Below are 24,465 nucleotides of genomic sequence, written 5' to 3' on the forward strand. Positions count from 1 at the left end.
CTTTTTTATGTAGCTTATTTCGGAGTTCCCCCGACATTTCTCCACGTATCCTGATAGGACCGTGCCTTGCTGAGAAACTCATCTTTCTTTTCCCGGCTGAACAGCTTATTGCCTATTCCATTGACGGCAATACCAAGAAATGCTGTCGCTCCGATTATCCCTAAACCAAGCAACGTGATATCGAGCATTAATGCACCCACATGCTCCCCTCCTTTACCGGTTACTTTTATTTTAGTGGAAGTGTTAAAAAAAAGAAAGCTGGAAAAAGTAAAAATGAAAGTGTTTTCAAAAGCTATTTAACAAATACTGAGAAATTCGTTATAATAAAGACGACTAACTTGTAAGGGAGCAGATTTATGAATTGGTATGAAAAGTTGAAACAATATTTTCCAATCGAAGAAATGAAATCACAAGAACATATGGAGACATTATTAAAGGAAAAAGGTGATGTTTATTATAAGGATGAGGGTCCGCATCACGTGTTGATGTATGCTGAATTCCCATCTTTCCTGTTCATCGATTATGTCTATGTATCGGCAGCCTCAAGAGGACAGGGGTTAGGACATAAGCTGATGCAAAAAATGAAAGATAAAGGCAAACCGATCATCTTGGAAGTTGAACCGGTCGATTATGATGATACCGATACGGAGAAACGTCTTCGTTTCTACCAGCGGGAAGGGTTCAAGCATGCCCACTCCATCGGATATACACGAAAGTCTCTGGCTACCGATGAACCTAATTCTATGGAAATCCTCTATTGGTCCCCTGAAGATGCATCTGAAGAACACATTTATGAACAAATGAAAAAGATGTATGAAGAAATCCACACTTATAAAGATACTCAATTTTATGGCAAATCGTACGAGCCTGTGGAAGAGGTACTCACGTACGATGAAGATACAGATAATACAAACATCCTGAAAGACTTAGGAAGAGAAAAAGCTTAATAATGAAATATGCAGGGTTGTCCCCTATATGTGCTTCGCGATCAGTCTTCATGGAAGGAAGCGGTATCAGTAACTTTCATGCTCCTTAAAGGCTGTGAAGCTATTAGGGGACAGCTTTTTTCAATTCATAGAGCTAACTGAAAATAAGCGATGCAAAAAAAGTTTGAAAAAGATGTTTAGCGGAAGTGCAAAAGGGTATATTAAAAATGTCACAAGGAAATTAATGAAACTGTACAAGTTTTGTATAAAAAACTTACAGTACTACTAGCTAACACTTGACAGTTATGATATAGTATACATAGGCTGTTAATTAAAGTTATTTTAAACTGGCAAGCACATGCAAACCTTGTATGATAAATACATTTTTGAGGAGTGAAGTTCCCATGGTAACTCTATATACCTCACCAAGCTGTACATCATGCCGTAAAGCTAAAGCATGGTTAGAAGAACATAATATCCCTTTTAAAGAACGTAATATTTTCTCCGAGTCTTTGACTCTGGATGAAATTAAAGAAATTCTGCGAATGACAGAAGATGGTACGGAAGAAATCATTTCTACACGCTCCAAAGTTTTTCAAAAATTGGACGTGGATTTTGAACAAATGCCTTTGAAGGATCTTTTCGATCTCATTCAGGAAAATCCTGGGCTGCTCCGCCGCCCGATTATCATTGATGAAAAGCGTCTTCAGGTAGGGTATAATGAAGATGAAATCCGCCGTTTCCTGCCAAGAAGCGTTCGTACTTTCCAGCTTCGCGAAGCACAACGCCTGGTAAACTAATAGCAAAAGACCGCATATGGAGCGGTCTTTTTTGTTTTTCTATGTTTGATTAGCCGGGTGATTATTACGGTAACCCCAGGAGATGACAAGAAAAATGATAACAATGGGCATCACATAATGCAGGGAATCAAACTGCTCAAAAAACGGACGGAGCCGCCGTTCTTCTAAGATCATTTCTGCTGCGGTATAAGCTAGGATACCTGCTCCAATATAAACAAGTGAAGGAAATCGCTCCATCAGCTTCAATATCAATTTACTTCCCCAAATGATAATCGGGACCGAGACAAGCAGTCCCATCGCTACTAACAGAATATTATCGTGGGATGCTCCGGCAATGGCAAGTACATTATCAAATCCCATCACTATGTCTGCGAATACAATGGTCTTTACTGCGGAGATAAGACTATCACTGGCTTTAATATTCGGTTCATCTTCCTCTTCCGTCAACAGTTTGATGGCGATATAAATAAGCAGTATTCCCCCGATAAAGCGCAGGAAGGGAATGTGCAGCAGATAAAGGGCAATGGCAGTCAAAAACACCCGGACGATAATAGCTAAGCCTGTCCCCATGAAAATTGCTTTATTGCGCTGTCTTTCTGGCAGATTCCTGCTTGCCAGTGCAATGACAATGGCGTTATCCCCTCCGAGAACAATGTCAATTCCTATGATGATTAAGATTGCTTGGATCAATTCCCATTCCATAAAAAAGCCTCCTGATATGTAGTGACAAATGACTAGAAATAAGCTAGAATAGACAACTAACCAGAGTATTGCTATTGGGTGGTTCCTGGAGAAGATAGATGATATAATCTAAAAAATCGTGATATTCGTTTGTTTTTTCGGAAATGAAGCATTTTGTTTTCCAGAAAAGGCAGAGCTATCATACAATAGAATCAAGAGGTACCTGACCTGTATAATCATGCGATTAAAGTCCTGAAATATAGGGTAAGGTATACTATAAAATAACAACGAGGGTGAAGCAGTCCCTTCCGCTTATCCGAATATAGAAGGGAGAGAGATGCATGGAAATCGAAAGAATAAATGAGAACACAATCAAATTTTATGTTTCTTACCATGATGTAGAACAACGCGGGTTTGATCGAGAAGATATTTGGTATAACCGTGACAGAAGTGAGCAGCTGTTCTGGGAAATGATGGACGAAGTTAACGATAAAGAGAATTTCCAAGCTGAAGGTCCCTTATGGATCCAGGTTCAGGCAATGGAAAAAGGCCTGGAAGTCATCGTCACAAAAGCCCAGCTTTCCTCTGATGGACAAAAGCTCGAGCTTCCTACTGAAAACGGTAAAACCATCGATATGCCCGTGGATGAAAAAATAGAATCAATGCTTGATGAAAAGATGAATGAAGCAGATACGCATACACCAGATGAAGATAATGATTGGAGCAATGATCTGGAGCCTATGCAGTTTACGATCCGCTTTGATGAATTCGAAGATGCTATCCAATTGAGCCACCGTTTTCCGGCCGTTAAAGAATTCGAGCAAAGCATGTACCATTTTGAAGATGCCTACTATCTATATATTCAATTCAATGATGAAAATATGAATGATGACGAGCAGGAAAATATTTTGAGCAACATTTTAGAATACGGAAGCGAATCGGATATTACGATTCACCGACTGCAGGAATACGGCAAAACGATCTTTGCAGAAGATGCGTTGAATCAAATAAAAAGTTACTTTCCTCTATAATTGATAAGCATGCCACTATGGTATGCTTTTTTGTTTTGCTATCTGTAGGCCATGCCTTGTTTATACTGGCTTGCCTGGCAAATATATATGAAGCGCAAAATGAAATCCATGCTTACACACTTATTTTCCTGTTGATTAGCAGGGTTTTTGGCGATTGATGTCGAATAAGTTATATAAAGGGGGTGAAATATGCTTAGTGCAATAAATGACAAGGGTCAATTGATTCAACTGCCAGGTCGGCATATCCATGAACTGATACCTCCCCACAATCAGGAAAGTTATTTCTGTCCGCAGTGTAAAGCCCCGGTGCTGGTTCGGGCTGGCTCCAAGGTTGTTCCGCATTTTGCCCATTTTCCTAATAGTTCCTGTCCATCAAGCAAAAGCGGGGAAGGTGCTTATCATCAACAGGGAAAAGTCAGGCTTTGGGAATGGCTGCAAGCGCAAGGTTATAATCCTGTCCTGGAAGGCTACTTGCCTGAAATCGGGCAACGTCCGGATTTATTGTTACAAACGAAATCCAGGCGGATTGCCATCGAGTATCAATGCGCCAGAATTTCAGAGAAGGAAATCGCCAAACGCACAAGGCAGTATAATGAGATTGGTATATTTCCATTCTGGATTCTTGGAGGGAATCGCGTGGTCAGAAAAGGGAGCGGTCTCCTCCAACTCACCGCCTTTGAAAGGAACTTCATCTACCATTACCGCGATTACCGTATTCATTTTTTCGACCCGGTCACCGACCAGATGATGATTGGTTATCACTTGCAGGGTAGCGGTTCCAACCTCGTTTTTTCCATCATCAGATATTTCCCCTTAGCGGTTATTTCCTTAAAAAATGTGTTTGCTGAACCCAATCTCCTCCTTAATGATATGCCTGCAGGCTGGAAAAGTTTCGTTAAAAAAAGAAGGACCCGGCCTTTGGGTCATACTTCACCGCAGGAAAAGAGCTGGCGTCAGTATCTGTATGCCAAAAGCTATCACCCGTCATTACTGCCTTCGATTACTTATCTCCCCGTACCAAGCCAAATTCAACTGACTGAACCACCATGGATTTGGCAGTCCCGCTATTACCTCGACACATTCTTAAAAACCCCGGTTGGAGGGCTGCTCCCGATAAAACCGGCTAAGATGATCGTTCCTCTTTTGCACGTTCACGTAAACCCTAATCCATTACAGGAATATCTGACAATGCTATGCCGTCTTGGCCTGGCAGAAGAAGTATCATCAGGAGTATACCGTAAACGTCAGGAAGTAAAGGCACCGCTTACCATCGAGGAAGCAATCAAACAGGATGAAATTATTTTTAATTCTTTAAAAAGCGGGTAAAACCTTGAAAATATCATAAAATAAGGAGGTATTTTCCTATTTTATCGAGAAATTACTTATGGTGACGAAATGCGTATAAGGAGGAAGTAGTATGAGTACAGCTAGCAAGGAACTGCCAAAGCGTGAAGAGCTTCCGGTGGAAAGGACATGGAAGCTTGAAAATATTTTTACGACTGATGAAGAATGGAAGAAAGAATTTGAAGCCATTAAAGAAATGATTCCGGAGATCACAGCGTTCAAAGGAAAGCTGGGAGAATCAGCGGACCAGTTATATCAAATGCTTGTAAAGCAGGATGAAATTTCCAACAGGATTGGAAAATTATATACTTATGCACACATGCGGGCGGATCAGGATACGACAAATTCCTTTTATCAGGAGCTTAACTCGAAAGCAGAGAACCTGCTGACCCAGATCTCCTCCGCAATGAGTTTTATTGTACCGGAAATCTTATCGTTAGAAGAGGGTAAAATCGATAAATACTTAGAAGAAAAAGAAGAACTTGAGCTATACAGGCATACGCTTGATGAAATCACCCGTCAACGGGCCCATGTATTAAGCGAAAAAGAGGAAGCACTACTTGCAGGATTTTCAGAGATTGCCTCCAATCCATCGCAAACATTCGGTATGTTGAATAATGCGGATTTGACGTTCCCGAGTGTCAAAGATGAGAATGGTAACGAAATCGATCTCACCCATGGACGTTATATCAATTTCTTAGAGTCCAAGGATCGTGACGTTCGTAAAAATGCTTTTCAGGCGATGTACGATACGTTTGATAAGTTTAAAAATACTTTTTCCTCAACACTTGGCGGTAACGTGAAAAAAGACAATTACTATGCTGAAGTGAAAAATTACGGTTCTGCACGTGAGGCCGCGCTTGATAATAACAATATCCCGGAAAAAGTCTATGACAACCTTGTAGATGCCGTTAATGAAAGACTGCCTTTACTCCATCGCTATGTAGCACTTCGTAAAAAAGTATTGGAGCTGGATGAGGTTCATATGTACGACCTCTATACACCGCTTGTCAAAGATGTCGAGATGAACATAAGCTATGATGAAGCGAAGGACCTGGTTGTCAAAGGGCTGCAGCCACTTGGAGATGAGTATGTCAATATCATCAAAGAAGGTTATGAAAACCGCTGGATCGATGTAGATGAAAATAAAGGAAAACGCAGCGGTGCCTATTCATCAGGACATTATGGTACCAACCCTTATATCCTGATGAACTGGCAGGACAATATCAATAACCTGTTTACTCTGGCTCACGAGCTGGGCCACTCCATGCACAGCTACTATACCCATGCCAACCAGCCATATCGTTATGGCAACTATTCGATATTCGTAGCGGAAGTAGCTTCGACTTGTAATGAGGCTTTATTGAACGATCACTTATTGAAGGCGACAGATGATAAAAAAGAAAAGCTGTATTTGTTGAATCACTTCCTGGAAGGGTTCCGGGGTACAGTTTTCCGTCAGACGATGTTTGCCGAGTTCGAACATGATATTCATGTGCGTGCTCAAAATGGGGAAGCATTAACTGCTGATAAGCTGACCGAACTTTATTATGATTTGAATAAGAAATATTTTGGTGATGATGTTGTTATCGATGATGAAATCGGACTGGAATGGGCACGTATTCCGCATTTCTATTACAATTATTATGTCTACCAGTATGCGACGGGTTATTCCGCGGCTACTGCCCTTGCTGCCCAGATTCTTGAAGAAGGAGAACCTGCAGTCGAGCGTTATAAGAAGTTTTTGAAAGCAGGAAGCAGCGATTATCCGATTGAGGTATTAAAACAGGCTGGAGTAGACATGACGTCCAAAGAGCCGATTCTTGCAGCGTTGGATGTTTTTGAGGAAAAATTGAATGAAATGGAAGAACTATTGAAGTAAGGGAAATCTTATTCGGGGTTTAATGTTCAAGGTGGAGTATTCATTCCATCTTGAACATTTTTTTATACTTTAAGAAAGTTTAACTTTGTTAAAGGATTAAAGTATAAGAAAACTTAGGCTTTCGCCATAAAGACTTGGCGATAAGCCAAGTTTTTCTAATGACGCAGATGAGCACCCTCTTATAGGTGTAAAGTTATGAAATGTTTGAAAGGGTTTCACGCACATTACGCATCTTTTTGTACATACAATGTTGGCTAACTGCTAATAATAGATACAACGGGTAGTGGGAAAGGAGAGTTTGATGTGCGGAAATTTTCACTAGGTATCATTATTATATTGCTATTATTACTGTGGAGCATGCGAAACAATAAATTTAAATACTGGTCGTTTTATATTCGTAGAAAGTGGATTATTTTTTGGCGCAAGACCCTCCGTTCTTTAAAACGGGCGATTACCTCCTCCCAGGAGCAAGACTACATAATGGAGGCGGCGGATAACAGGGATAACTCCCATTATGAGGAAGGGAGTAACATGTCATGAAAAGGCAAAAACAAGAAGAAAAAGAACGTTACATTAACCAGCTTACTTCGGCGGAAATGGGCAAGCTCTGGGCAGTATACCAGGGAAATACGATGGGCAGGTGCGTGCTCAGTTACTTCCTTCGCCATGTGGAAGATGCTGAGATTAAGAAGGTAGTAGAAAGTGCCCTGGATTTAACAAACTCATTCACGAAGGATATCAAACGAATGTTTACGGAAGCTGAATTTCCCATTCCGGTCGGTTTTACCGAAGAGGACGTCAACCTCGACGCGCCACGTTTATTTTATGATGAGTTTTATTTACATTATCTGAGGTACCTCGCGAAGGCAGGTATAAGTATATATAGCGCGGCCGTTCCGGTCATGACCAGAAAAGATACGCGGGACTTTTTTGTGGACAGTATGAAAAAGACAATAAAGCTGATGACAGATGTCCACGATTTATTGACAGATAAAGGGGTATTAGGGAATGCTCCAGCGGCACCAAGCCCGGCGGGGGTGGATTTTGTAAGTCGGCAAAACTTTTTGCATGGCTATTTAGGAAACGTGCGACCGCTCCATGGTATGGAAGTAGCTCATTTATATGATAACCTTCACAATGATATCACAAGCAAAGCACTGATTCTTGGCTTCAGCCAGGGTGCACGGGAACGAAAAGTAGTGAAGTTTTTGAATCGCGGCAAGAAAATCAATGTCAGCCATATTGATAAGTTTACCAATAAGTTGAAGAAGGATAATATTGCTGCCCCTGGCCTGCTTGATCATTTGGTGACACCATCCACAATCCCGCCGTTTTCTGACAAACTGATGGTATTCCATAAAATTGATATGTTTTCGATGAAAATAAGAAAATATGCTAATGGCGCTTCTCTTAACGGGAGAAAAGATATCGGAGCCTTGTATGCACGGTGTCTTCTGGACGTCTCTTTGTATGTAGAAGATGGAGCCAATATCCTGATAGATAACGGGTGGATGGAACAGCCGCCAATCGTGATTGATCGGGATAAACTTTCTGCTTATCGCTAAAAAACATTTAGTTCACGAGAGCTTATCTGACAGGTAAGCTCTTTTGTATTGAGATAATTAACTTAGTTTGGAATAATTATGAAGAGGATCAAAAAATCAATTATTATACATAAGGGGAGATGGGAATGGAGCCACCAAGGCATATTGTTTCTGCTGCAGCAATTGTATTGAATGACGAAGGTGAACTGCTATTGATTAAAGGACCGAAACGGGGCTGGGAAATGCCAGGCGGTCAGGTGGAAATAGGTGAATCACTTATAGAAGCGGCAATTAGGGAAACAAAGGAAGAATGCGGATTGGAAATTGAAGTGACCAGATTTTGTGGCGTTTTTCAAAATGTGAAGCGGGGTATCTGCAATACGTTGTTTATCGGGAAGCCTGTTGGAGGGAAACTGACAACGACCCCAGAAGCTTTAGATGTCGGTTTTTTTCCAATAGAAAAAGCGTTAGAGAAAGTGACCTGGAACAATTTCAGAAAAAGGATAGAACTTTGCCTTCAAAAAGAATCTCAACCTTTTTTTGTGGATTTTTAAGAAGAAAGAGGTTAGTCGGTTAGATATGAATGTGGGGCTGGTGATGGCAGCTATCACCAGCCTTAGTTAATGAAAACTTTTGAAACCTTTGAACTTTTTACGATGGAACAAACTTTTAATGGCTAAGAAAATCACCAGAAATAACAGGGGTGAGGTGATATAAATAGGATAGAGACGCATCAGCCCGAATAGATTCATTAAAAAGGCAACCAGCATCAGGACAGCGAAAGTTATGATTACAGCTATTTTCATGGCCAACCCTCCTTACTAAAATTTTATGTTAGTGACAGGAAGATAGAACACTTGTGACAAACTCGTGAAACATTGAACAAGTGTATTGCATCAACGCTTGCTGCTTGCTATATTATAGATGTGAAAGAAATCCCATTAACCCCCCAACAGTTTGATAGGGACCACTTTCTCCCATCCTCCTTTATTTATAAAGGACCTTGATAACCAGCCGCCATGCTGGTTATTTTTTTGCCAAAAAGCGGTTAAATTCCTTGAGGAAGTCCGGTAAGAAAAACAGAAAAGGAACTTTAAAAAGGACACTCTCTGAACTGGTGCATAGGATGTTTATAAAATTGTGAAAGGATTGATGAAAAACATGTCCTATGTTCCTTATTATCCGTCTCCATATCTATATCCTTATTATGTAAATGTGCCAATGCATAACTATGGAAGACAATATTGGCCTTATCCTCACGATAACCATGCTAATGGATTTAACTGCTCTCCTAATGACGATGGAAGAATTACTTTAGCTGATTATGGACCAAGACCATTTGTCGTTAATATTAAAGAAGCAACGATGCAAAATGATACATTTCGGACGGCGCTGTGGACGGGAAGTCATTTCCAGGTTACATTAATGAGCCTTAATCCAGGTGAAGACATCGGTTTGGAAATGCATCCTGATGTCGATCAGTTCTTACGTATTGAACAAGGTCAGGGGACTGTCCAAATGGGAAAGAGTAAAGATAATTTAAACTTTCAAAGAAATGCAAGGGAAAATTCTGCAATAGTGATTCCTGCTGGAACCTGCCATAATCTAACCAATACAGGTGATATTCCATTAAAACTTTACTCGATCTATGCGCCTCCCAATCATCCATTCGGGACTGTACATGCAACAAAAGCGGAGGCAATGGCAGTGGAAGCAGAACATGGGCATAGCCGCAGGAGGACAGTTGTTTCTGGAAGAACGCCAGATGAATGGGTACAGTACACGGATTTTTTAGTGAAAAAAGGATTAGAAGACGTGGAAAAAGGAATAAATGCTACCCACGTTTTGCAAGAGTTTATTCTAATGGGTGTTCTCGTAGGGAAAGGGTATTCTCCTGAAAGAGCATATGAAACAGTAGAAGAATGGGAAAGAACCGGAAAATCCAAATTACTTCAGGAAAGCAAGAAAATGTAGAAGTAGAAATTTAGATGCTTTTACGAGGTTAGTTATTTTCTTTTACACCTCATACTTGTTTCCGGTAAGGTATCATCAAAACAAAATTAATATGTGATGAGCAGAAGCAAAGGAATTGAAAAAGGCAAACTCGTAATATAATAGAGTTTGCCTTTCATTTGAAAGTTTATTCGATAGTGGACTATGAAAGTAAGTGCATTGCTGCGTTACACTGCTGATAAGGGCTGTTTGGAACGTCTTACATATATACGGAATAATCCTAACGCGATTAACGATAAAGCGATTCCTGAAATGTAGGGCAAACCGATGGCGACGGAAAACAGCCATCCTCCAAGAGGAGGACCGACAATCCTTCCCAACGAATCAAACGATGATAACAGCCCGGTGGCACTTCCGTATCCTGACTGCGTTTGCTTAGTCAGTAAAGCTGATACACTTGGACGGATGACCCCATTACCGATACCGAAGATAGACAGGAAGATCGCCGCTGTGACAAAATCCCGTACGAATAAGATTAAAGCGAAGCCGATGACGGATACGACGATTCCGAGTTGAATAACGAAGGGTTCACCGAATTTTTTTGTAAGTCTCCCGACCAGGCCACCCTGTACTATAGCTCCTGCAAAGCCCATGATCATGAATATGTAGCCCAGCTTTACTGTACCAAGGCCGGCTTTTTCAGCAGCGAAGTATGCAAAAGTTGCCTCGAGCCCGGAAAGCGACAGGGATACAAACAATTGTAAGAAGAACAACATCGAGCTCGGCCCGTTCAAAGCTTGCCTTAGCGGGGCTCTTTTGCCGCTTCGACGGCCTTTTGCTTCTTCTGTCAATGATTCTTTCAATACGAATACGACCAGTAAAAAGGTCAGCAGCGAGGAAAGTCCAGCTATGTAAAACGGCATTTCCAGGCTGGTTTTGGAAAAGACTCCCCCAATAGCCGGTCCAAATACAAACCCGAGACCGATGGCCGCTCCTATGATTCCCATGCCTTTTCCGCGATCTTCATCTGATGTGATATCAGCGACATAAGCCATGATAGTCGGCATGTTTGCAGATGATAAGAATCCACCGATAATTCTTGCGGCGAATAACATCCAGAGCTGCGTTGACAGCGCCATGAGGAAGAAAGAAAGGGCCAGGCCTGCAATCCCTGTCGCGATCACCGGCTTCCGGCCGATCCGGTCAGAAAGCCTTCCCCACATGGGGGCGAATAATAGCTGCATCAAGGAGTAAACAGCCATTAGTAACCCTAACTCTGTAGGGGTCGCTCCGATCTCTTCTGCGTAAAAAGGAAGGACTGGTATGATGATCCCAAAACCGACCATCACTAGAAACATGATTGCGAATAAAATAGGTAATGCTTTTTTTATATCCAGAGCAATGTTCACTCCTTTACTTAACAAATAGACTACGGAAAATATCATAACACTAGCTCTTTGGAAAATAAATGCTTTCTCTTATGTTAAAGAGAAAAAAGCGACTGTCTCAAAATGAAAGTCTGCAATTAAGTCAGACCCTTTTGAGACAGCCGCTTTTAAGATTGTTGCTCAGTGGGCTGGTATTTCCAGAATACCCCATATTTGACTGGTATTTCTTTGACAATTTGTTTCAAGACGAGTTTTTTCATTTCCCGTTTTGTCTGCTGTTCGGTCCAGTCATAGACGACGGCGATTTCTTTGGTTGCGACAAATTTGTAATGCTGCATGAACGCTTCCAGTGACGGTTTCCTGGACGGTTTCGGGTCTTTCTGGAGCATCTCTTTCAACACATTTACGTAAATTTCATAAGGGTAAGAACCGGAAATTTTCAATCCCGCATCCTCTTCCGATTGGCTGAACAATACGAGAGCAGGAATCGATTCGACATCCATTTCCCTTGTCAGCTTGAAATCGCATTGTAGTGCACGCCGGGCGGTATCGGAATAAAGGTCTTTTCGGAACTCGTCGACATCGAGCTTGCTCTTTTCTGCGCATTCTACCAATACTTCCTCGTCGGAAATGTTTTTCTTATCGAGGAAGACATATTCCTGGACTTTCCGCAGGAATCGCATGCCTGGTTTTTTCCCTTGCAGTTCCGCTGCTTTGATCGCAAGTGATGTGATGAGCGGAGAAGAAACAGGGTTTTCCAGCCAAATGTCCCCGTCACAGCACATGCCAGTCCGGTTGGCTGTTTTATCCCATTCTTTTTTCAAATGATAAGGCTTCTCTACGCTTTTTTTATGAAGGGAGGTCATTTTTCCGCTGATGATCGGTTTTATTGTAAAAAAGCGTCCATATTCGATGGTGAGCTTTTTGATGATCGGCTCGATGGACCAACACTCCGGGCATAGGGGATCTACGAACAGGTAGAGCTCCAATGGCCGTTTCAAAAGATCGAAAAAACCGAACTGGGCACTTGATTGTTCCTGGGATGCTCCAGTAGCTTTCCAACTCACATCGATTCTCCTTTCTCATCCTCTGGTGTATTCATCATATGATTGGCTGTCATGGTCAGACGTTCGAAAATCGCCGTGCGGTATGGCTCTTCAATATTCGCTTCTTTGAGTGCTGCGGCCATGCAATCCAGCCAGGCATCCCTTCGTGCCGGTGTGATCGGAAAAGGGAGGTGCCTTGCCCGCAGCATCGGATGGCCATGTTCTTCTGTATATAAGGCTGGTCCGCCGAAAAATTGGGTCAGAAACTGTTTTTGTTTCCGGGCGGTTTCTGTAAGGTCATCCGGGAAGATCGGTATTAAATCCGGGTGGCTGCCCACTCTTGCATAAAAGGCATCGACAAGCTTGAATACCGCTTGCTGTCCGCCTATCGCTTCATAAATTGTTCCTGGTACACTCATGATCAGAACCCTTTCTGCTTGTTATTCATTGTAGCAACGCCGCGCATGGCCTTCAAATAATGTGACTCAGGTCCTTGCCTGGAAAAATCGCTTGATCTTATTATCGGTATCGCGCTCCGGAATTTCATGGTCGTTGAGTAACTGGTAGAATACCTTTTCGCCATGTGCCCGGTTTGTCGCTTCCAGTTCAAGCTCATAATCTTCTATATTATGATAAAGACTATGGTCTAAGACCAGCAGGGTGTCCTGATAGTCGATTTCCTGCCGATTCGTTTTCAACTCACCCCAATATTTCAATGCAAGGTAGTCGATCTCCATCTCCTTGAGCTGATGGTTGACATTTTCCTTTTCGACCGGGTTACCGGCGATCCAGCTTTCAAATTCAGCCATTGTCAATGTCGCATGGGTCTCAAGGAGACCTTCAGGGTGGGGCTGCTTCAAGGTCAGTGTATAGCTGCCATTTTTCTCCCTGATCCTCAGGGCGGCTCCTTTGCTTTTCAAATCAAAATTGTCTGTTTCAAAGTAATGGTTGATCTGCTCTTTGATCTCTGCTTTTTCAAAGGGTAAACCTGTCTTGAGACGGTTATATTCTGCTTTTGTCAGCATATTTTTGAATTCGATTTCGATTTCCTGGTTCATATTATCCCTCCAGCGCTCTGCAATCATTATGAAGGGGGAGCTTGTTGATTGCAAAGATTATCTCCTGTAATAATTTATGATACAATGAATGGGTACTTAATATCACATATTTACTACATAGATGTATGGTTAAAGGTGGGGAGGAAAAGATGGATTGGGAAGTGTTTTTGGCACCCTATACCCAAGTGGTTGATGAATTGAAAGTGAAACTGAAAGGGATGCGTGCCCAATTTGAATATGAACTGGAGCATTCACCGATTGAGTTTGTCACCGGTCGCGTCAAGCCCAGAACAAGCATTATTGAAAAAATGAAACGCCGTGGGATTAACCCGGCTAATATCGAGGAGGAACTCCAGGATATCGCAGGGGTGCGGGTCGTCTGCCAATTCGTCGATGATATTTATGTCATTGCCAATATGCTCCACAACCGCCACGATTTCGAAATCATTGAAGAAAAAGATTATGTTTCTCAGAAGAAGGATAGCGGTTACCGCTCTTATCACCTTATTATCAGCTATCCAGTAGAAACGATTCATGGCGAGAAAAAAGTGCTTGCTGAAATTCAGATTCGTACCCTCGCGATGAACTTTTGGGCGACCAACGAGCACTCGTTGAATTATAAATATTCCGGACAGATTCCGGGAGAAGTCAAGGCGCGCTTGAAGCGAGCCGCAGAAGCTGCCTTCCGGCTGGATGAGGAAATGTCGAAAATCAAAAATGAAATACAGGACGCGAAGAAAGCGTTTAACCGCAAAGAACAAGGGAATCAGCCAGAATAGCAGCCTGCAGTTGGAAAGGAGCAGACATAGCGTATGAAATTTTCCGTTTTATCAAGAGGCGATAAAAATTCGAATGAAATCCGTTCAAAAATAAAAAATTATTTGTCAGAGTTTGATATGGAGTATTGTGATGAAGAACCGGAAATCGTGATATCTGTTGGCGGTGACGGAACATTTCTGGAAGCTTTTCATAACTACAATCATCGGCTGGACAAGACAGCCTTCATGGGGATACATACCGGACACTTGGGGTTCTATGCCGACTGGACTCCTGATGAAGTGGAAAAGCTGATCATCGATGTCGCACGTACGCCTTTCCAGGTTGTCGAATATCCATTGCTTGAGCTGATTATCCGGCTGAAAAACGGCGGAGAAGAAGGACAATATTTAGCGCTTAACGAATGTACCATCAAGACCTCGGAAGGCTCCGTGGTGCTCGATGTCGATATCAAAGGGGAGCATTTCGAAACGTTCCGCGGCGACGGGTTATGTATTTCAACACCTTCAGGCAGTACCGCCTATAACAAAGCACTTGGCGGGGCCATTATCCATCCATCACTGGAATCAATTCAGATTGCGGAAATGGCTTCCATCAACAATCGCGTCTTCCGTACCATCGGTTCACCGTTGATTTTACCAAGCCACCATACTTGCCTGCTGAAGCCGACCTCAGATAAGAGTTTCATGATCACGGTCGATCACTATACCCATACGTATAAAGAAGTAAAATCGATCCAGTGCCGAGTTGCAAGAGAAAAAGTCCGGTTTGCCAGGTTCCGGCCGTTCCCATTTTGGAAACGGGTCAGAGATTCATTCGTGGCGGATGATAAAGAATGAAGCACTGGAGCTGGACGTGGAAAATAACAAAGCAGCATGAGGGGATGCTCGTACGGGAATATTTGATTGCTGTGCGGGCATTTTCTCGCCAATTGCTGAAACAGATCAAGCAGGGGCAAGGATTAAAATTGAACGGAATAGCTGTTACGGTACGAAAAAAACTTGCAGCTGGAGACGAACTGGAAGTGATTCTTCCGGCTGTGGAACCAGCGAAGCGGCTGGAAGCGGTCGAGATGGAGCTGTCTATCGTTTATGAGGATGAGGATGTGCTGGTTATCGATAAACCAGCAGGCCTTGCAATCATGCCCTCGATGAACCATGATATCACACTCGCAAATGGCATCATCGCTTATTATCAGCAGAACGGAATTCCGAGTACGATCCATGTTGTCACCCGTCTCGACAGGGATACGTCGGGACTGGTCCTGATCGCCAAACATGCCTACAGCCACTCCCTGCTTGCCGCCCCTCATCCAAGTTCATTAAAAAAAACGTATCTGGCACTGGTAGATGGACACCTGGGTCAGTCGAAGGGAACTATCGAAGCTCCCATCGGAAGAAAAGATGGCTCTATCATTGAACGAGAGGTCCGTGAAGATGGCCAGGCTGCCACCACTCGTTACGAGGTTCTCGAATCTTTCGAACGGCATTCACTGGTACAAGTAGAGCTGGTTACAGGTAGGACTCACCAGATTCGTGTCCATATGAGCTACCTTGGACATCCCCTTGCCGGCGATGATTTGTATGGAGGGTCGCTTTACCTAATGAAAAGGCAAGCCCTGCATTGCCACAGGCTTGCCTTTACGCAACCATTGACCAGGGAAACAGTCGTCTGCCAGAAAGAACTTCCCCGGGATATGTTTTCGGCTATGAATAAAGCTTAATCCAGTCGAAATTTTTCTTCTACGAATGGCTGTTCAGAAGGAACGCTGACAATTTCTTCTTCGGGCAGCCGGAAAGCGGTCAATTTGTTTCCGAATACACATCCGGTATCAATGTTTACCGTATTATTAACGAACCGCGGCTCTCGTACCGGTGTATGGCCGTAGACGATCCAGCGGTTACCTTCATAGGCCTGCGCCCAGTCGCGGCGCACAGGCCTCCCATCTTCATGTTTCTCTCCGGTAATATCTCCATAGAGCACGAATGTACGAACTTTTTTCCCTTGTTGTCCGATAAAGCTTTCTTTGATGCCGGCATGAGCCACGACAGCATTGGCTTCACGAAGCTCCAAGTATAACGGTGCTTCTTCATATAATTTCATGAAGTGATGGCGTATTTCCTTTTGTTCTTTTGAGGAAAGGTTGCGATATTCTGCGGTCGTGGTCTCGAGGCCATGTTTTTCCTGTACCTTGTTTCCCAGAAAAAAGCGGTACAGCTTATTACAATGATTTCCCGGGACATATTTTCCTTTATTTTTTTCTACTACCAGCTTATAGACGTATCGGATGCAGCCAATCGAATCGGGGCCCCGGTCGGTAATGTCGCCAAGGAAAACCGGTACCCTGCCATCCGGATGCACAGGGACACCATCATCCTCCTCGTAGCCCATTTCACAGAATAAAACTTTCATTTCGTCGAGACATCCATGTATGTCCCCGATGATATCTACTTTCATAGAAATTCTCCTTCCTTATGTAAGGTTTGTTATATCTCCCTGCTGATGTTACAGATAAGCTCCCTTTTATGGAATACTCAGTTTCGAGAGAAACTGTTTCCGTTATGGTGATGGGCATTTGGAGGTCCGGGAAATCACTCGCTTTCCATGGGCGGACGGTGAGCTTCCTCAGGCTAAAGCCCTGCGGGATCTCACCATGTCCTATCCTCCCATTGGACTTTGAATGAGCTTCTTGAATAGACACCGCACGAAGAAAATGCGTAGCATTTTCGAGGACTCGCAATTTCCCGATCCTCCTTGCGTTAAGTGAGCAAAACGGAAACTTCGGTATGCCGTCCTTCAAGCATAGGGAGAGCTACTCATAAAAATGTGCTTATAACATGCATCATAGGTTTATATGGTTTATGGAAGACATCTTCATTTATGGCAGGGGTTCGTTTCTCTCATCCTTCGGATGGGGTGGTTGGGAAACTGCGAGACTCCCGCGGGAGAAGGAGCTAGGCAAGATCCCGCAGGGCGATAGCCCGAGGAAGCTCGCCAGGTCCCCCGCAGGAAAGAAATGAATGCATAATCGCCTTGGGAGACACGACACGCATAAGCAGAACAGCAAAAGGGAAGGGTTCTTTCTTCCCGTTGATGGACTGCTTATGTCGCGAGTGTCTAGGCGATGAAGCTGGAAAGCGAGTAGTTTCCAAGCCACCCCTAACGCTTTTATGGTAAAGAACCTTGAAACTGAGTCTTCCACAATACGGCCCTTTTGTTGAATAAGCGTCTTATGCATAATAAACATCTTATACAAAGCCTTATGTAAGAATTGTTTCTGTTATTATTTCCATTCCTCGCTCATTAAAATCGTTAGAAGTGAAATTTCAATAAGAATGGCACGATAGGTCACACTAGAAAGTAAGTCCGGAAAACTGAATTGTATGATAGCATCCCTGGTCTTATCAGTTCCATTTTTGCACATTTATTTGATAAACTACTACCATGTATTTTTAATGAATAATTTTATTGACAAAGCCTGTCGCTGCCATTACGATATAACGGTCAAAATGAATCTGGCTTGAACTTGGGGAGGGATTTCTGATGGAACATTTGGAAACAGATGAACGGGAAATAATGTGGGAAAAAGTGCAAGAGGCTTTGCTGAACGACCAGATCGATCAGTTCCGTGCTGAATTCCTGGAAATGCATCCATATGATCAAGCTAGTATTTTTGCGGATATGGACACAGAGGTCCGTATGAAAGTTTATATGTACTTATCTCCTGAAGAAATTTCAGAAGTGATGGAACACATCGATTATGAAGATGTCGAGCCGTTTTTCTCGGAAATGGATCCACGCCTTGCCTCACAGGTACTTGCGGATATGTCGACGGATGACGCGGTCGACATTCTCAATTCTTTAGATAAAAACAAAGTGGCAAGCTTTTTGACAATCATGGACGATACCGATTCCGATGAAATCAAAGACTTGTTGCATTATGAGGAGAAGACAGCGGGTAGTATCATGACGACTGAGTTCGTTGTCGTCAAAGCGAACCAGACCGTCAGAGAAGCGATGCTGCACCTGCGCCGGGAAGCACCAGATGCAGAAACAATTTACTATACGTATGTCATAGATGAAGATAAACATTTAGTCGGTGTCATATCATTAAGAGACTTAATCATTGCGGAAGATGAATGGTTGATTTCTGAAGTAATGAATGAGCGGCTTGTTTCTGTAGCTGTAGGTGAAGACCAGGAAGAAATCGCGCGTATGTTTCGGGACTACGATTTCCTTGCGCTTCCTGTCGTTGACTTTCAAAATCATCTGCTTGGGATCATTACAGTCGATGACGTGCTGGATGTCATGGAAGAGGAAGCAAGCGAGGATTATTCTAAACTCGCCGGTATCAGTGATGTCGACAGTCCTGATGACCATGCTTTCGCCTCAGCGAAAAAACGGCTTCCATGGCTGATTATCCTCTTGTTTTTAGGCAGTCTGACGGCCAGTCTGATCGGGAGGTTCGAGGATACGCTGGATGTCGTACCGATCTTAGCGATATTCATCCCGCTGATTGCAGGGATGGCAGGTAATACCGGTACCCAGGCACTCGCTGTCGCTGTACGCGGGATGGCGACTGGAGAGATTGACAAACAGGGAAAAAGGAAAATCATCATGAGGGAAGCGGCAACTGGAGCAATTACCGGAGCTTCCTGCGGGGTCTTAGCTACGCTCATCATCTACTTTTGGCAGAACGATATTTACCTTGGTTTGTTAGTCGGCCTATCTATTTTTGCTACCCTTGTTGTGGCTACGTTGGCAGGTTCACTCGTTCCTTTAGTTATGGATCGGCTCAATATCGATCCCGCTGTAGCATCTGGCCCTTTTATCACTACCATTAATGATATCATATCAGTTCTCATTTATTTCGGGATGGCGACAGCATTCATGAACCTATTGACATAAATAGAAAGGGGGACGATTAAATGGCGCATGGCGCTTCCGTCACCTCATTAGTTATTGTAATTCTAGCAGCTTTCCTCACTCCGATTCTTATGCATCGATTCAAGTTACGAGCTATTCCTGTAGTAGTCGCCGAAATCATTGTCGGTCTGATCATTGGGAAAAGTGGCTTCGATATCGTCAATGAATCAGGAAGCTGGATCGAGATCCTCTCGACACTCGGTTTCATTTTTCTCATGTTCCTGAGTGGCCTGGAAATCGATTTTTCGATTTTCGGTAAAAAGAAGAAAGCAAAGAAACCGGAAAATAAAGGCATCGAGCCACCAAATCCACTGTGGATTTCATTGATGGTATTTGCTGCTATTTTCGTCCTTTCCCTAGGGTTGTCTTATCTGTTCGTTTTAGTCGGTTTTATTGATAACCTGTTCCTGATGACTCTGATCATATCGACCATTTCCCTGGGGGTAGTCGTGCCAACATTGAAGGATGCTCAGATGATGAAATCAACCATCGGCCAGACCATTCTTATGATTGCGGTAATTGCCGATTTGGCTACGATGATTTTACTTGCTGTATTCGTTTCAATCTACGGAGAAGGCGGCGGGAATATGTGGCTGCTGCTTGTTCTCTTTGGCACAGGTGTCCTGCTTTATTTCGTCGGAAAATATTATCGTCATCAATCCTTTATGGAAACGATGACCAAAGGGACAATCCAGATCGACACCCGGGCAGTTTTCACCTTGATCATCCTGCTCGTGGCTATTTCAGAAACAGTTGGTGCAGAAAATATACTGGGTGCTTTCCTTGCTGGTACACTGGTTTCCCTTTTATCTCCTAACCCTGAGCTCGTGAAGCGGATGGATAGCTTTGGTTATGGGTTCCTGATCCCGATTTTCTTTGTTATGGTCGGGGTGGAAATCGATATCTGGGAATTGTTCGGCAATCCTCAGGTAGTTCTGTTGATTCCGTTATTATTGATCGCATTGTTCTTATCTAAAATGGTTCCTGCTTTGATTTTGCGTAAATGGTATGACTGGAAAACTGTGGTCGGATCGGGATTTTTGCTGACTTCCACCTTATCGTTGGTCATTGCTGCTGCCACTATCGGAGAGCGGGAAGGAATGATCGACAAGCAGATGGAGGGGGCGCTGATTCTTGTTGCTGTCCTGACTTGTCTGATTACGCCGATCGCTTTTAAGAAAATATACGGACGTTTTGAGGAAGAAAATCATAAGCAAACCGTTTCTTTCATTGGCTCCAACCGCCAGACATTACCGGTCGTTCGTGAGCTCGATGAAAATTTATATGAGACTCACCTTTATCACACGAAGGTTGATAAAGTCGACGAAAATATCAGCCGCTCCTGTTTTGATATCCAGGAACTCACCGATTACGATCTGGGGAGAATGAAAGAACTAGGTGTTTTCGACGTTGATATTATCGTGGCCTCCACCGGTGACCAGGTGAAAAACGCTGAAATTGCGAAGTTCGCCAAAAATAACGGCGTGGAACGGGTCATCGCGCGGGCTGAGTCTCCGGAACTTGACCAGGAGTTGAAGAATCTCGGAGTAGAAGTCTTCTCTGTTATGTTATCGACCAAAGCGCTGCTGAAAGCGATGATCGTAGCACCGGACGTGGTAGAAATACTGACAGACCAGGACAGTGCCTTGTTCCAGATCAATATGAACAATCCTATGTATGACCGGATACGTCTGCGTGAATTTCCATTTACCGGCGATGTCATCATGGTGCGGATTTTCCGGGGTGAGGACTCGATTGTCCCGCACGGGGATACCGAACTGCGAATGTTCGATCACCTGATTGTCACGGGCTCACCCGAGTACGTGGAGGAACTGAAAATGCAGCTCGAATACTGTGAATGGTGTTAGGCACATTTACGGTAGGCAAAAGTAACGATAAGATGATCCACCTGGCCATTAGAGTCAGGTGGATTTTTTGATTGCAAAATTGGCAGGAATTGGCTTGTGTGCTATTCACGGCTACATGCTAAACAATCGTAAATAAAAAAGAATGGGAAAACTGCTGATTTTCTTTTGCTAAAACTGCATCATTATTTGTATTTAGGAAAGGTTTCCGATAAAATAGTAGCAGGTACTAATAACAAACCATAATACTTAAAAAAATCACCTCAAGGAGGTTAATGGTATGAATTTTTCTTTAGAAGGCCGTACATACGTCGTCATGGGCGTAGCGAACAAGCGAAGCATTGCGTGGGGAATTGCACGTTCCCTTCATGAAGCAGGGGCACGTCTGATTTTCACTTATGCGAATGAACGTTTTGAAAAGCCGGTCAGAGATCTTGGCGAATCACTGGAAGGGCAGGATGCTTTATTCTATGAATGTGACGTAACCGATGATGAAGCGATCAAAAAGACGTTCGCTGACATCAAAAATGATGTTGGCACGATTCATGGTCTGGCGCACTGCATCGCGTTTGCCAACCGGGACGAGTTGAACGGTGAATATATGAACGTCACACGTGACGGTTTCAAGCTGGCGCATGATATCAGCGCGTATTCGTTGACTGCCGTAGCTAAAGAAGCTTATCCGCTTATGACCGAAGGCGGCGGTATCGTTACCATGACGTATCTTGGCGGCGAAAAAGTCGTTAATAATTACAATGTCATGGGTGTGGCAAAAGCGAGCCTGGATGCGAGCATGCGTTACCTGGCTAATGACCTTGGAAAGCACGGTATCCGTGTCAATGCCATTTCCGCTGGCCCGATCCGTACCGTATCCGCAAAAGGTGTCGGCAGCTTCAACACGATTCTGAAAGAAATCGAAGAGCGTGCTCCCCTCCGTCGTCCGGTTTCCCAGGAAGAAGTAGGCGACACAGCTTACTATCTATTGAGTGATCTATCCCGCGGGGTGACTGGTGAAATCATCCACGTCGATTCCGGTTTCAATATCATCGGATTCTAAAAAAATAACTGTCCAGAGAGCTTGAGGTGTACACCCCTCAAGCTTTTTTACTGCTTAAAAATAGCTTTCTGCCATCTGTCTAAAGTTTTATCTGAAGGAATTCTGGGTATTACCACCTGAACAAGAAAGTAATACTCAATTAGAGGAGAATGTTGATTGCGATTATTCGGGATAGGGTTTGTTATACTGGCAGCCATGTTATGGGGTGTATCCGGAGGATTGGCAGGAATATTGATGGACAAGGGGTGGGATCCTCTCGTAATCTCTTTTTACAGAGGGGCAGTTGGCCTTGTTTGCCTTTTGTTATGGCTGCTTATCTCTTCTAAACGAAATACAGTAAAAAACAGTTCTAAGGTGATTACCTGGTCTATACTGGCTGGTATCGGCGTCGCTGGGAATTTCAGCTTTTATTTTCTGAGCATTTCTGAAACTGGCGTAGCTGTAGCTGCTACCTTGATGTATACGGCTCCTTTGTTTGTATTTGTGATATCATTTTTATTTCGCATGGAGCGCGCAACCCCATTTAAGTTAATTTCGATACTTATCGTAATGGTTGGAATTAGTATGCTGACGAATGTTTATCAGATAGGAATTGGCAGCTTAAATACTTTAGGAATTGCTGCCGGTCTATTGTCTGGTCTTTCATACGCTCTTTTTATTTTCGGCTTTAAGTATGCTTCGGAAGATGGCCATCCTCCCTTTGTATTAAGCGTGGCTTTTATTGCCTTTACCATCATATTACTTATTTTTATCGATCATGGCCAGGCGCTGGCTGTGATTTATTCGAGCGACTTAGTTTGGTTTATAGTCCTCGGGATTATCGGTGCAGGAATTTCTTTCTTCTTTTATATGGAGGGGTTGAAAAGAACTTCTCCAACTGCTGCCTCTATTATTGCAATGGTGGAGCCGGTAACAGCTTCTCTATTTGGATTGGTGGTCTTAGGGGAAGTCCTCAACTTAACTCAAACGATAGGAATCGGCATTATATTGATTACCATTACCATATTAAGTACACGGCTAAGAAGCTAAACGAATATCCCGAACAAGAGAAGGAACTTCCGGAAGCGAGGGGGGGTTCCTTTTTTATATTCGCATGCACATTTCATTAAAACTGGGCATATATATGAAAAGACGGAGAACAGGCTAAGGAGGGAGCACATCTATGGGCAAGCAGAGTAAGCTTGAACAACGCCCGATGCTTTATATTGCACAGCCGGATTTCGCCCCTAGCAAGGCTTCGATGCAGACGACTTACCATGGAAAAAAAATAGCCAAGGAACAAGAAAAAGCAAAAGCCGCGCCCGAACCTGAAGGGAAGCAGCACCGCGAGCAAGCGGAAGAAAAACCTGCCCGGATGAAGCAGAAGACTGAACATCACCAGCCGGAGGCCGAACAGGAAACCAAAAGTCAGTCTCAAACAGGATCTGCCAGAGACAGGAGACAGCGGTTTCGGGATATGACTTTAGAAGAAAAGGTGACGTATTTTGTCAATCTTCCATCCCAGATTCCAAAAATGAAGTGTGAAGTGGAAACAGAAGAGGGAAAGCTGCGCGGATATATCAACGCTTATCAGGATGGAATCGTCCATATGAAAACATTCCAGCGCCCGTTTCGAAAAGAAATCAATTTTGAGGATATCAAAGATATTAATTTAATCGGATTTTAAATCGTACAAACAGAAAAAGTCGCGCCCAGGTTGGACGCGACTTTTTAGATGTTACGAGAATGCATCGATTGCTGGAAGACAAGTGACGTGGCAGAAACAGTCTAAGTCGACTGTAATGCAGATGCCGGTAGTTCGAAGGTTGCCTGTTTTTTGCTCGACTGGATTATCAGGATTATCATTGTTGTCACCTTCGTCACGCAGTAGTTCAAGCGTTGCGCAGCAATCCTTATCCACGTCTTTGACTCGGAAGTAGAAGCTTCCCATCACGTCACCCACATCACCTCTAGGGGCTCCGAAGCCTTTGAATGGTTTACAGTTACCTTTACAGTATAGCAGTACCGGAACCGTATCTTTCCCTGTTGGAGCCATTTCTCCCAGTAGATCATTAATGGATTGTTCACAGCTGGTTTCACATTCCATCGTAACGACGTCTTCCTGAGCATCGAGGATCTCTCTTAGAATGTCGCAAACGCAGTTGCCTGTGTCATGTTTTTTTCCACAGCCCATTATAATTCCCCTTT

General features: G+C 43.4%; 25 protein-coding genes. 16 read left to right on the forward strand and 9 right to left on the reverse strand.

What is annotated here, in order from left to right; all coding sequences use genetic code 11:
* Positions 1-14: 14 nt before the first annotated feature.
* Entirely contained in the window at positions 15-200 is a 186-nt protein-coding gene (locus P855_RS0102190) for a hypothetical protein (protein ID WP_028782058.1), read from the reverse strand.
* A gap of 156 nt (positions 201-356) precedes the next feature.
* Between P855_RS0102190 and P855_RS0102195 the strand changes: the two genes are divergently transcribed.
* Together P855_RS0102195 and spxA are read left to right on the forward strand one after the other, a co-directional pair.
* Positions 357-947, forward strand: coding sequence for a GNAT family N-acetyltransferase (locus P855_RS0102195; RefSeq protein WP_028782059.1), 591 nt, complete (start codon positions 357-359; stop codon positions 945-947).
* Positions 948-1,330: 383 nt separating this feature from the next.
* A complete protein-coding gene (gene spxA, locus P855_RS0102200) occupies positions 1,331-1,726 on the forward strand; it encodes a transcriptional regulator SpxA (RefSeq protein WP_028782060.1) in 396 nt (131 codons plus the stop codon).
* Between the two features lie 39 nt (positions 1,727-1,765).
* Here the strand turns inward: spxA and P855_RS0102205 are convergent, their stop codons facing one another.
* Complete coding sequence (locus tag P855_RS0102205; protein WP_028782061.1) at positions 1,766-2,428, reverse strand: TerC family protein; 663 nt, start codon at positions 2,426-2,428, stop codon at positions 1,766-1,768.
* 320 nt (positions 2,429-2,748) lie between these two features.
* On the opposite strand from P855_RS0102205, the gene mecA reads away from it, so the two are divergent.
* The 5 genes from mecA (at position 2,749) to P855_RS0102235 (ending at position 8,762) form a co-directional block, all read left to right on the forward strand.
* Entirely contained in the window at positions 2,749-3,438 is a 690-nt protein-coding gene (gene mecA, locus P855_RS0102210; protein ID WP_028782062.1) for an adaptor protein MecA, read from the forward strand.
* A gap of 189 nt (positions 3,439-3,627) precedes the next feature.
* Positions 3,628-4,764: a competence protein CoiA gene (locus P855_RS0102215; protein ID WP_028782063.1), complete on the forward strand. Its 1,137-nt coding sequence runs from the start codon at positions 3,628-3,630 to the stop codon at positions 4,762-4,764.
* Between the two features lie 91 nt (positions 4,765-4,855).
* Positions 4,856-6,664, forward strand: coding sequence for an oligoendopeptidase F (pepF, locus tag P855_RS0102220; RefSeq protein WP_028782064.1), 1,809 nt, complete (start codon positions 4,856-4,858; stop codon positions 6,662-6,664).
* A gap of 536 nt (positions 6,665-7,200) precedes the next feature.
* Complete coding sequence (locus P855_RS0102230) at positions 7,201-8,229, forward strand: DUF3231 family protein (RefSeq protein WP_028782066.1); 1,029 nt, start codon at positions 7,201-7,203, stop codon at positions 8,227-8,229.
* Positions 8,230-8,354: 125 nt separating this feature from the next.
* Complete coding sequence (locus tag P855_RS0102235; RefSeq protein ID WP_028782067.1) at positions 8,355-8,762, forward strand: NUDIX hydrolase; 408 nt, start codon at positions 8,355-8,357, stop codon at positions 8,760-8,762.
* Positions 8,763-8,828: 66 nt separating this feature from the next.
* Here P855_RS0102235 and P855_RS0102240 read toward each other — a convergent pair whose 3' ends face one another.
* Entirely contained in the window at positions 8,829-9,014 is a 186-nt protein-coding gene (locus P855_RS0102240; RefSeq protein WP_037985574.1) for a hypothetical protein, read from the reverse strand.
* A gap of 334 nt (positions 9,015-9,348) precedes the next feature.
* Between P855_RS0102240 and P855_RS0102245 the strand changes: the two genes are divergently transcribed.
* On the forward strand, positions 9,349-10,182 hold the full coding sequence (locus tag P855_RS0102245) for a cupin domain-containing protein (protein ID WP_327084769.1): 834 nt from the start codon (positions 9,349-9,351) through the stop codon (positions 10,180-10,182).
* A gap of 206 nt (positions 10,183-10,388) precedes the next feature.
* Here P855_RS0102245 and P855_RS0102250 read toward each other — a convergent pair whose 3' ends face one another.
* The 4 genes from P855_RS0102250 to P855_RS0102265 form a co-directional block, all read right to left on the reverse strand.
* Complete coding sequence (locus P855_RS0102250; protein ID WP_028782070.1) at positions 10,389-11,558, reverse strand: tetracycline resistance MFS efflux pump; 1,170 nt, start codon at positions 11,556-11,558, stop codon at positions 10,389-10,391.
* 158 nt (positions 11,559-11,716) lie between these two features.
* Positions 11,717-12,616: a ClpXP adapter SpxH family protein gene (locus tag P855_RS0102255; RefSeq protein WP_028782071.1), complete on the reverse strand. Its 900-nt coding sequence runs from the start codon at positions 12,614-12,616 to the stop codon at positions 11,717-11,719.
* Positions 12,613-13,014, reverse strand: coding sequence for a globin (locus P855_RS0102260; protein WP_028782072.1), 402 nt, complete (start codon positions 13,012-13,014; stop codon positions 12,613-12,615). Before P855_RS0102260 ends, P855_RS0102255 begins: the two co-directional genes overlap by 4 nt.
* A gap of 66 nt (positions 13,015-13,080) precedes the next feature.
* A complete protein-coding gene (locus tag P855_RS0102265; protein WP_028782073.1) occupies positions 13,081-13,653 on the reverse strand; it encodes a CYTH domain-containing protein in 573 nt (190 codons plus the stop codon).
* Between the two features lie 149 nt (positions 13,654-13,802).
* Between P855_RS0102265 and P855_RS0102270 the strand changes: the two genes are divergently transcribed.
* Genes P855_RS0102270 through P855_RS0102280 form a run of 3 tightly spaced genes read left to right on the forward strand, consistent with a single transcriptional unit; the run spans position 13,803 to position 16,153 of the window.
* Positions 13,803-14,432 (forward strand): GTP pyrophosphokinase, encoded by a 630-nt coding sequence (locus tag P855_RS0102270; protein WP_028782074.1) that lies wholly within the window; start codon positions 13,803-13,805, stop codon positions 14,430-14,432.
* A gap of 33 nt (positions 14,433-14,465) precedes the next feature.
* Positions 14,466-15,269 carry an NAD kinase gene (locus P855_RS0102275; RefSeq protein WP_028782075.1) on the forward strand — a complete coding sequence of 268 codons (804 nt, stop codon included), beginning with the start codon at positions 14,466-14,468 and terminating at the stop codon, positions 15,267-15,269.
* On the forward strand, positions 15,266-16,153 hold the full coding sequence (locus P855_RS0102280) for an RluA family pseudouridine synthase (RefSeq protein WP_028782076.1): 888 nt from the start codon (positions 15,266-15,268) through the stop codon (positions 16,151-16,153). The genes P855_RS0102275 and P855_RS0102280 overlap by 4 nt, the downstream gene beginning before the upstream one ends.
* Here the strand turns inward: P855_RS0102280 and prpE are convergent.
* Complete coding sequence (gene prpE, locus P855_RS0102285) at positions 16,150-16,887, reverse strand: bis(5'-nucleosyl)-tetraphosphatase PrpE (protein WP_028782077.1); 738 nt, start codon at positions 16,885-16,887, stop codon at positions 16,150-16,152. The genes P855_RS0102280 and prpE overlap by 4 nt on opposite strands.
* A 1,086-nt stretch (positions 16,888-17,973) precedes the next feature.
* Here prpE and mgtE point away from each other — a divergent pair.
* From mgtE to P855_RS0102315, 5 genes are all read left to right on the forward strand, one after another.
* Positions 17,974-19,338: a magnesium transporter gene (mgtE, locus tag P855_RS0102295; RefSeq protein ID WP_028782079.1), complete on the forward strand. Its 1,365-nt coding sequence runs from the start codon at positions 17,974-17,976 to the stop codon at positions 19,336-19,338.
* A gap of 20 nt (positions 19,339-19,358) precedes the next feature.
* Entirely contained in the window at positions 19,359-21,224 is a 1,866-nt protein-coding gene (locus P855_RS0102300; protein ID WP_028782080.1) for a monovalent cation:proton antiporter family protein, read from the forward strand.
* A gap of 277 nt (positions 21,225-21,501) precedes the next feature.
* Complete coding sequence (gene fabI / locus P855_RS0102305) at positions 21,502-22,278, forward strand: enoyl-ACP reductase FabI (RefSeq protein WP_028782081.1); 777 nt, start codon at positions 21,502-21,504, stop codon at positions 22,276-22,278.
* A gap of 156 nt (positions 22,279-22,434) precedes the next feature.
* On the forward strand, positions 22,435-23,307 hold the full coding sequence (locus P855_RS0102310) for a DMT family transporter (protein ID WP_028782082.1): 873 nt from the start codon (positions 22,435-22,437) through the stop codon (positions 23,305-23,307).
* Positions 23,308-23,440: 133 nt separating this feature from the next.
* On the forward strand, positions 23,441-23,944 hold the full coding sequence (locus P855_RS0102315) for a CotO family spore coat protein (RefSeq protein WP_028782083.1): 504 nt from the start codon (positions 23,441-23,443) through the stop codon (positions 23,942-23,944).
* A 51-nt stretch (positions 23,945-23,995) separates the two neighbouring features.
* Here the strand turns inward: P855_RS0102315 and P855_RS0102320 are convergent, their stop codons facing one another.
* Entirely contained in the window at positions 23,996-24,451 is a 456-nt protein-coding gene (locus tag P855_RS0102320; RefSeq protein ID WP_028782084.1) for a CotY/CotZ family spore coat protein, read from the reverse strand.
* Positions 24,452-24,465: the final 14 nt, after the last annotated feature.

It is taken from the genome of Thalassobacillus devorans MSP14 (assembly GCF_000496835.1).
In the GTDB taxonomy this organism is placed as follows: domain Bacteria; phylum Bacillota; class Bacilli; order Bacillales; family Halobacillaceae; genus Thalassobacillus; species Thalassobacillus devorans_B.

Coding starts and splice junctions, on each gene's coding strand:
- P855_RS0102195 (WP_028782059.1), top strand. CDS start 357: ATGAATTGGTATGAAAAGTTGAAACAATATTTTCCAATCGAAGAAATG.
- spxA (WP_028782060.1), top strand. CDS start 1,331: ATGGTAACTCTATATACCTCACCAAGCTGTACATCATGCCGTAAAGCT.
- P855_RS0102205 (WP_028782061.1), bottom strand. CDS start 2,428: ATGGAATGGGAATTGATCCAAGCAATCTTAATCATCATAGGAATTGAC.
- mecA (WP_028782062.1), top strand. CDS start 2,749: ATGGAAATCGAAAGAATAAATGAGAACACAATCAAATTTTATGTTTCT.
- P855_RS0102215 (WP_028782063.1), top strand. CDS start 3,628: ATGCTTAGTGCAATAAATGACAAGGGTCAATTGATTCAACTGCCAGGT.
- pepF (WP_028782064.1), top strand. CDS start 4,856: ATGAGTACAGCTAGCAAGGAACTGCCAAAGCGTGAAGAGCTTCCGGTG.
- P855_RS0102230 (WP_028782066.1), top strand. CDS start 7,201: ATGAAAAGGCAAAAACAAGAAGAAAAAGAACGTTACATTAACCAGCTT.
- P855_RS0102235 (WP_028782067.1), top strand. CDS start 8,355: ATGGAGCCACCAAGGCATATTGTTTCTGCTGCAGCAATTGTATTGAAT.
- P855_RS0102240 (WP_037985574.1), bottom strand. CDS start 9,014: ATGAAAATAGCTGTAATCATAACTTTCGCTGTCCTGATGCTGGTTGCC.
- P855_RS0102260 (WP_028782072.1), bottom strand. CDS start 13,014: ATGAGTGTACCAGGAACAATTTATGAAGCGATAGGCGGACAGCAAGCG.
- P855_RS0102265 (WP_028782073.1), bottom strand. CDS start 13,653: ATGAACCAGGAAATCGAAATCGAATTCAAAAATATGCTGACAAAAGCA.
- P855_RS0102270 (WP_028782074.1), top strand. CDS start 13,803: ATGGATTGGGAAGTGTTTTTGGCACCCTATACCCAAGTGGTTGATGAA.
- P855_RS0102275 (WP_028782075.1), top strand. CDS start 14,466: ATGAAATTTTCCGTTTTATCAAGAGGCGATAAAAATTCGAATGAAATC.
- P855_RS0102280 (WP_028782076.1), top strand. CDS start 15,266: ATGAAGCACTGGAGCTGGACGTGGAAAATAACAAAGCAGCATGAGGGG.
- prpE (WP_028782077.1), bottom strand. CDS start 16,887: ATGAAAGTAGATATCATCGGGGACATACATGGATGTCTCGACGAAATG.
- mgtE (WP_028782079.1), top strand. CDS start 17,974: ATGGAACATTTGGAAACAGATGAACGGGAAATAATGTGGGAAAAAGTG.
- P855_RS0102300 (WP_028782080.1), top strand. CDS start 19,359: ATGGCGCATGGCGCTTCCGTCACCTCATTAGTTATTGTAATTCTAGCA.
- fabI (WP_028782081.1), top strand. CDS start 21,502: ATGAATTTTTCTTTAGAAGGCCGTACATACGTCGTCATGGGCGTAGCG.
- P855_RS0102315 (WP_028782083.1), top strand. CDS start 23,441: ATGGGCAAGCAGAGTAAGCTTGAACAACGCCCGATGCTTTATATTGCA.
- P855_RS0102320 (WP_028782084.1), bottom strand. CDS start 24,451: ATGGGCTGTGGAAAAAAACATGACACAGGCAACTGCGTTTGCGACATT.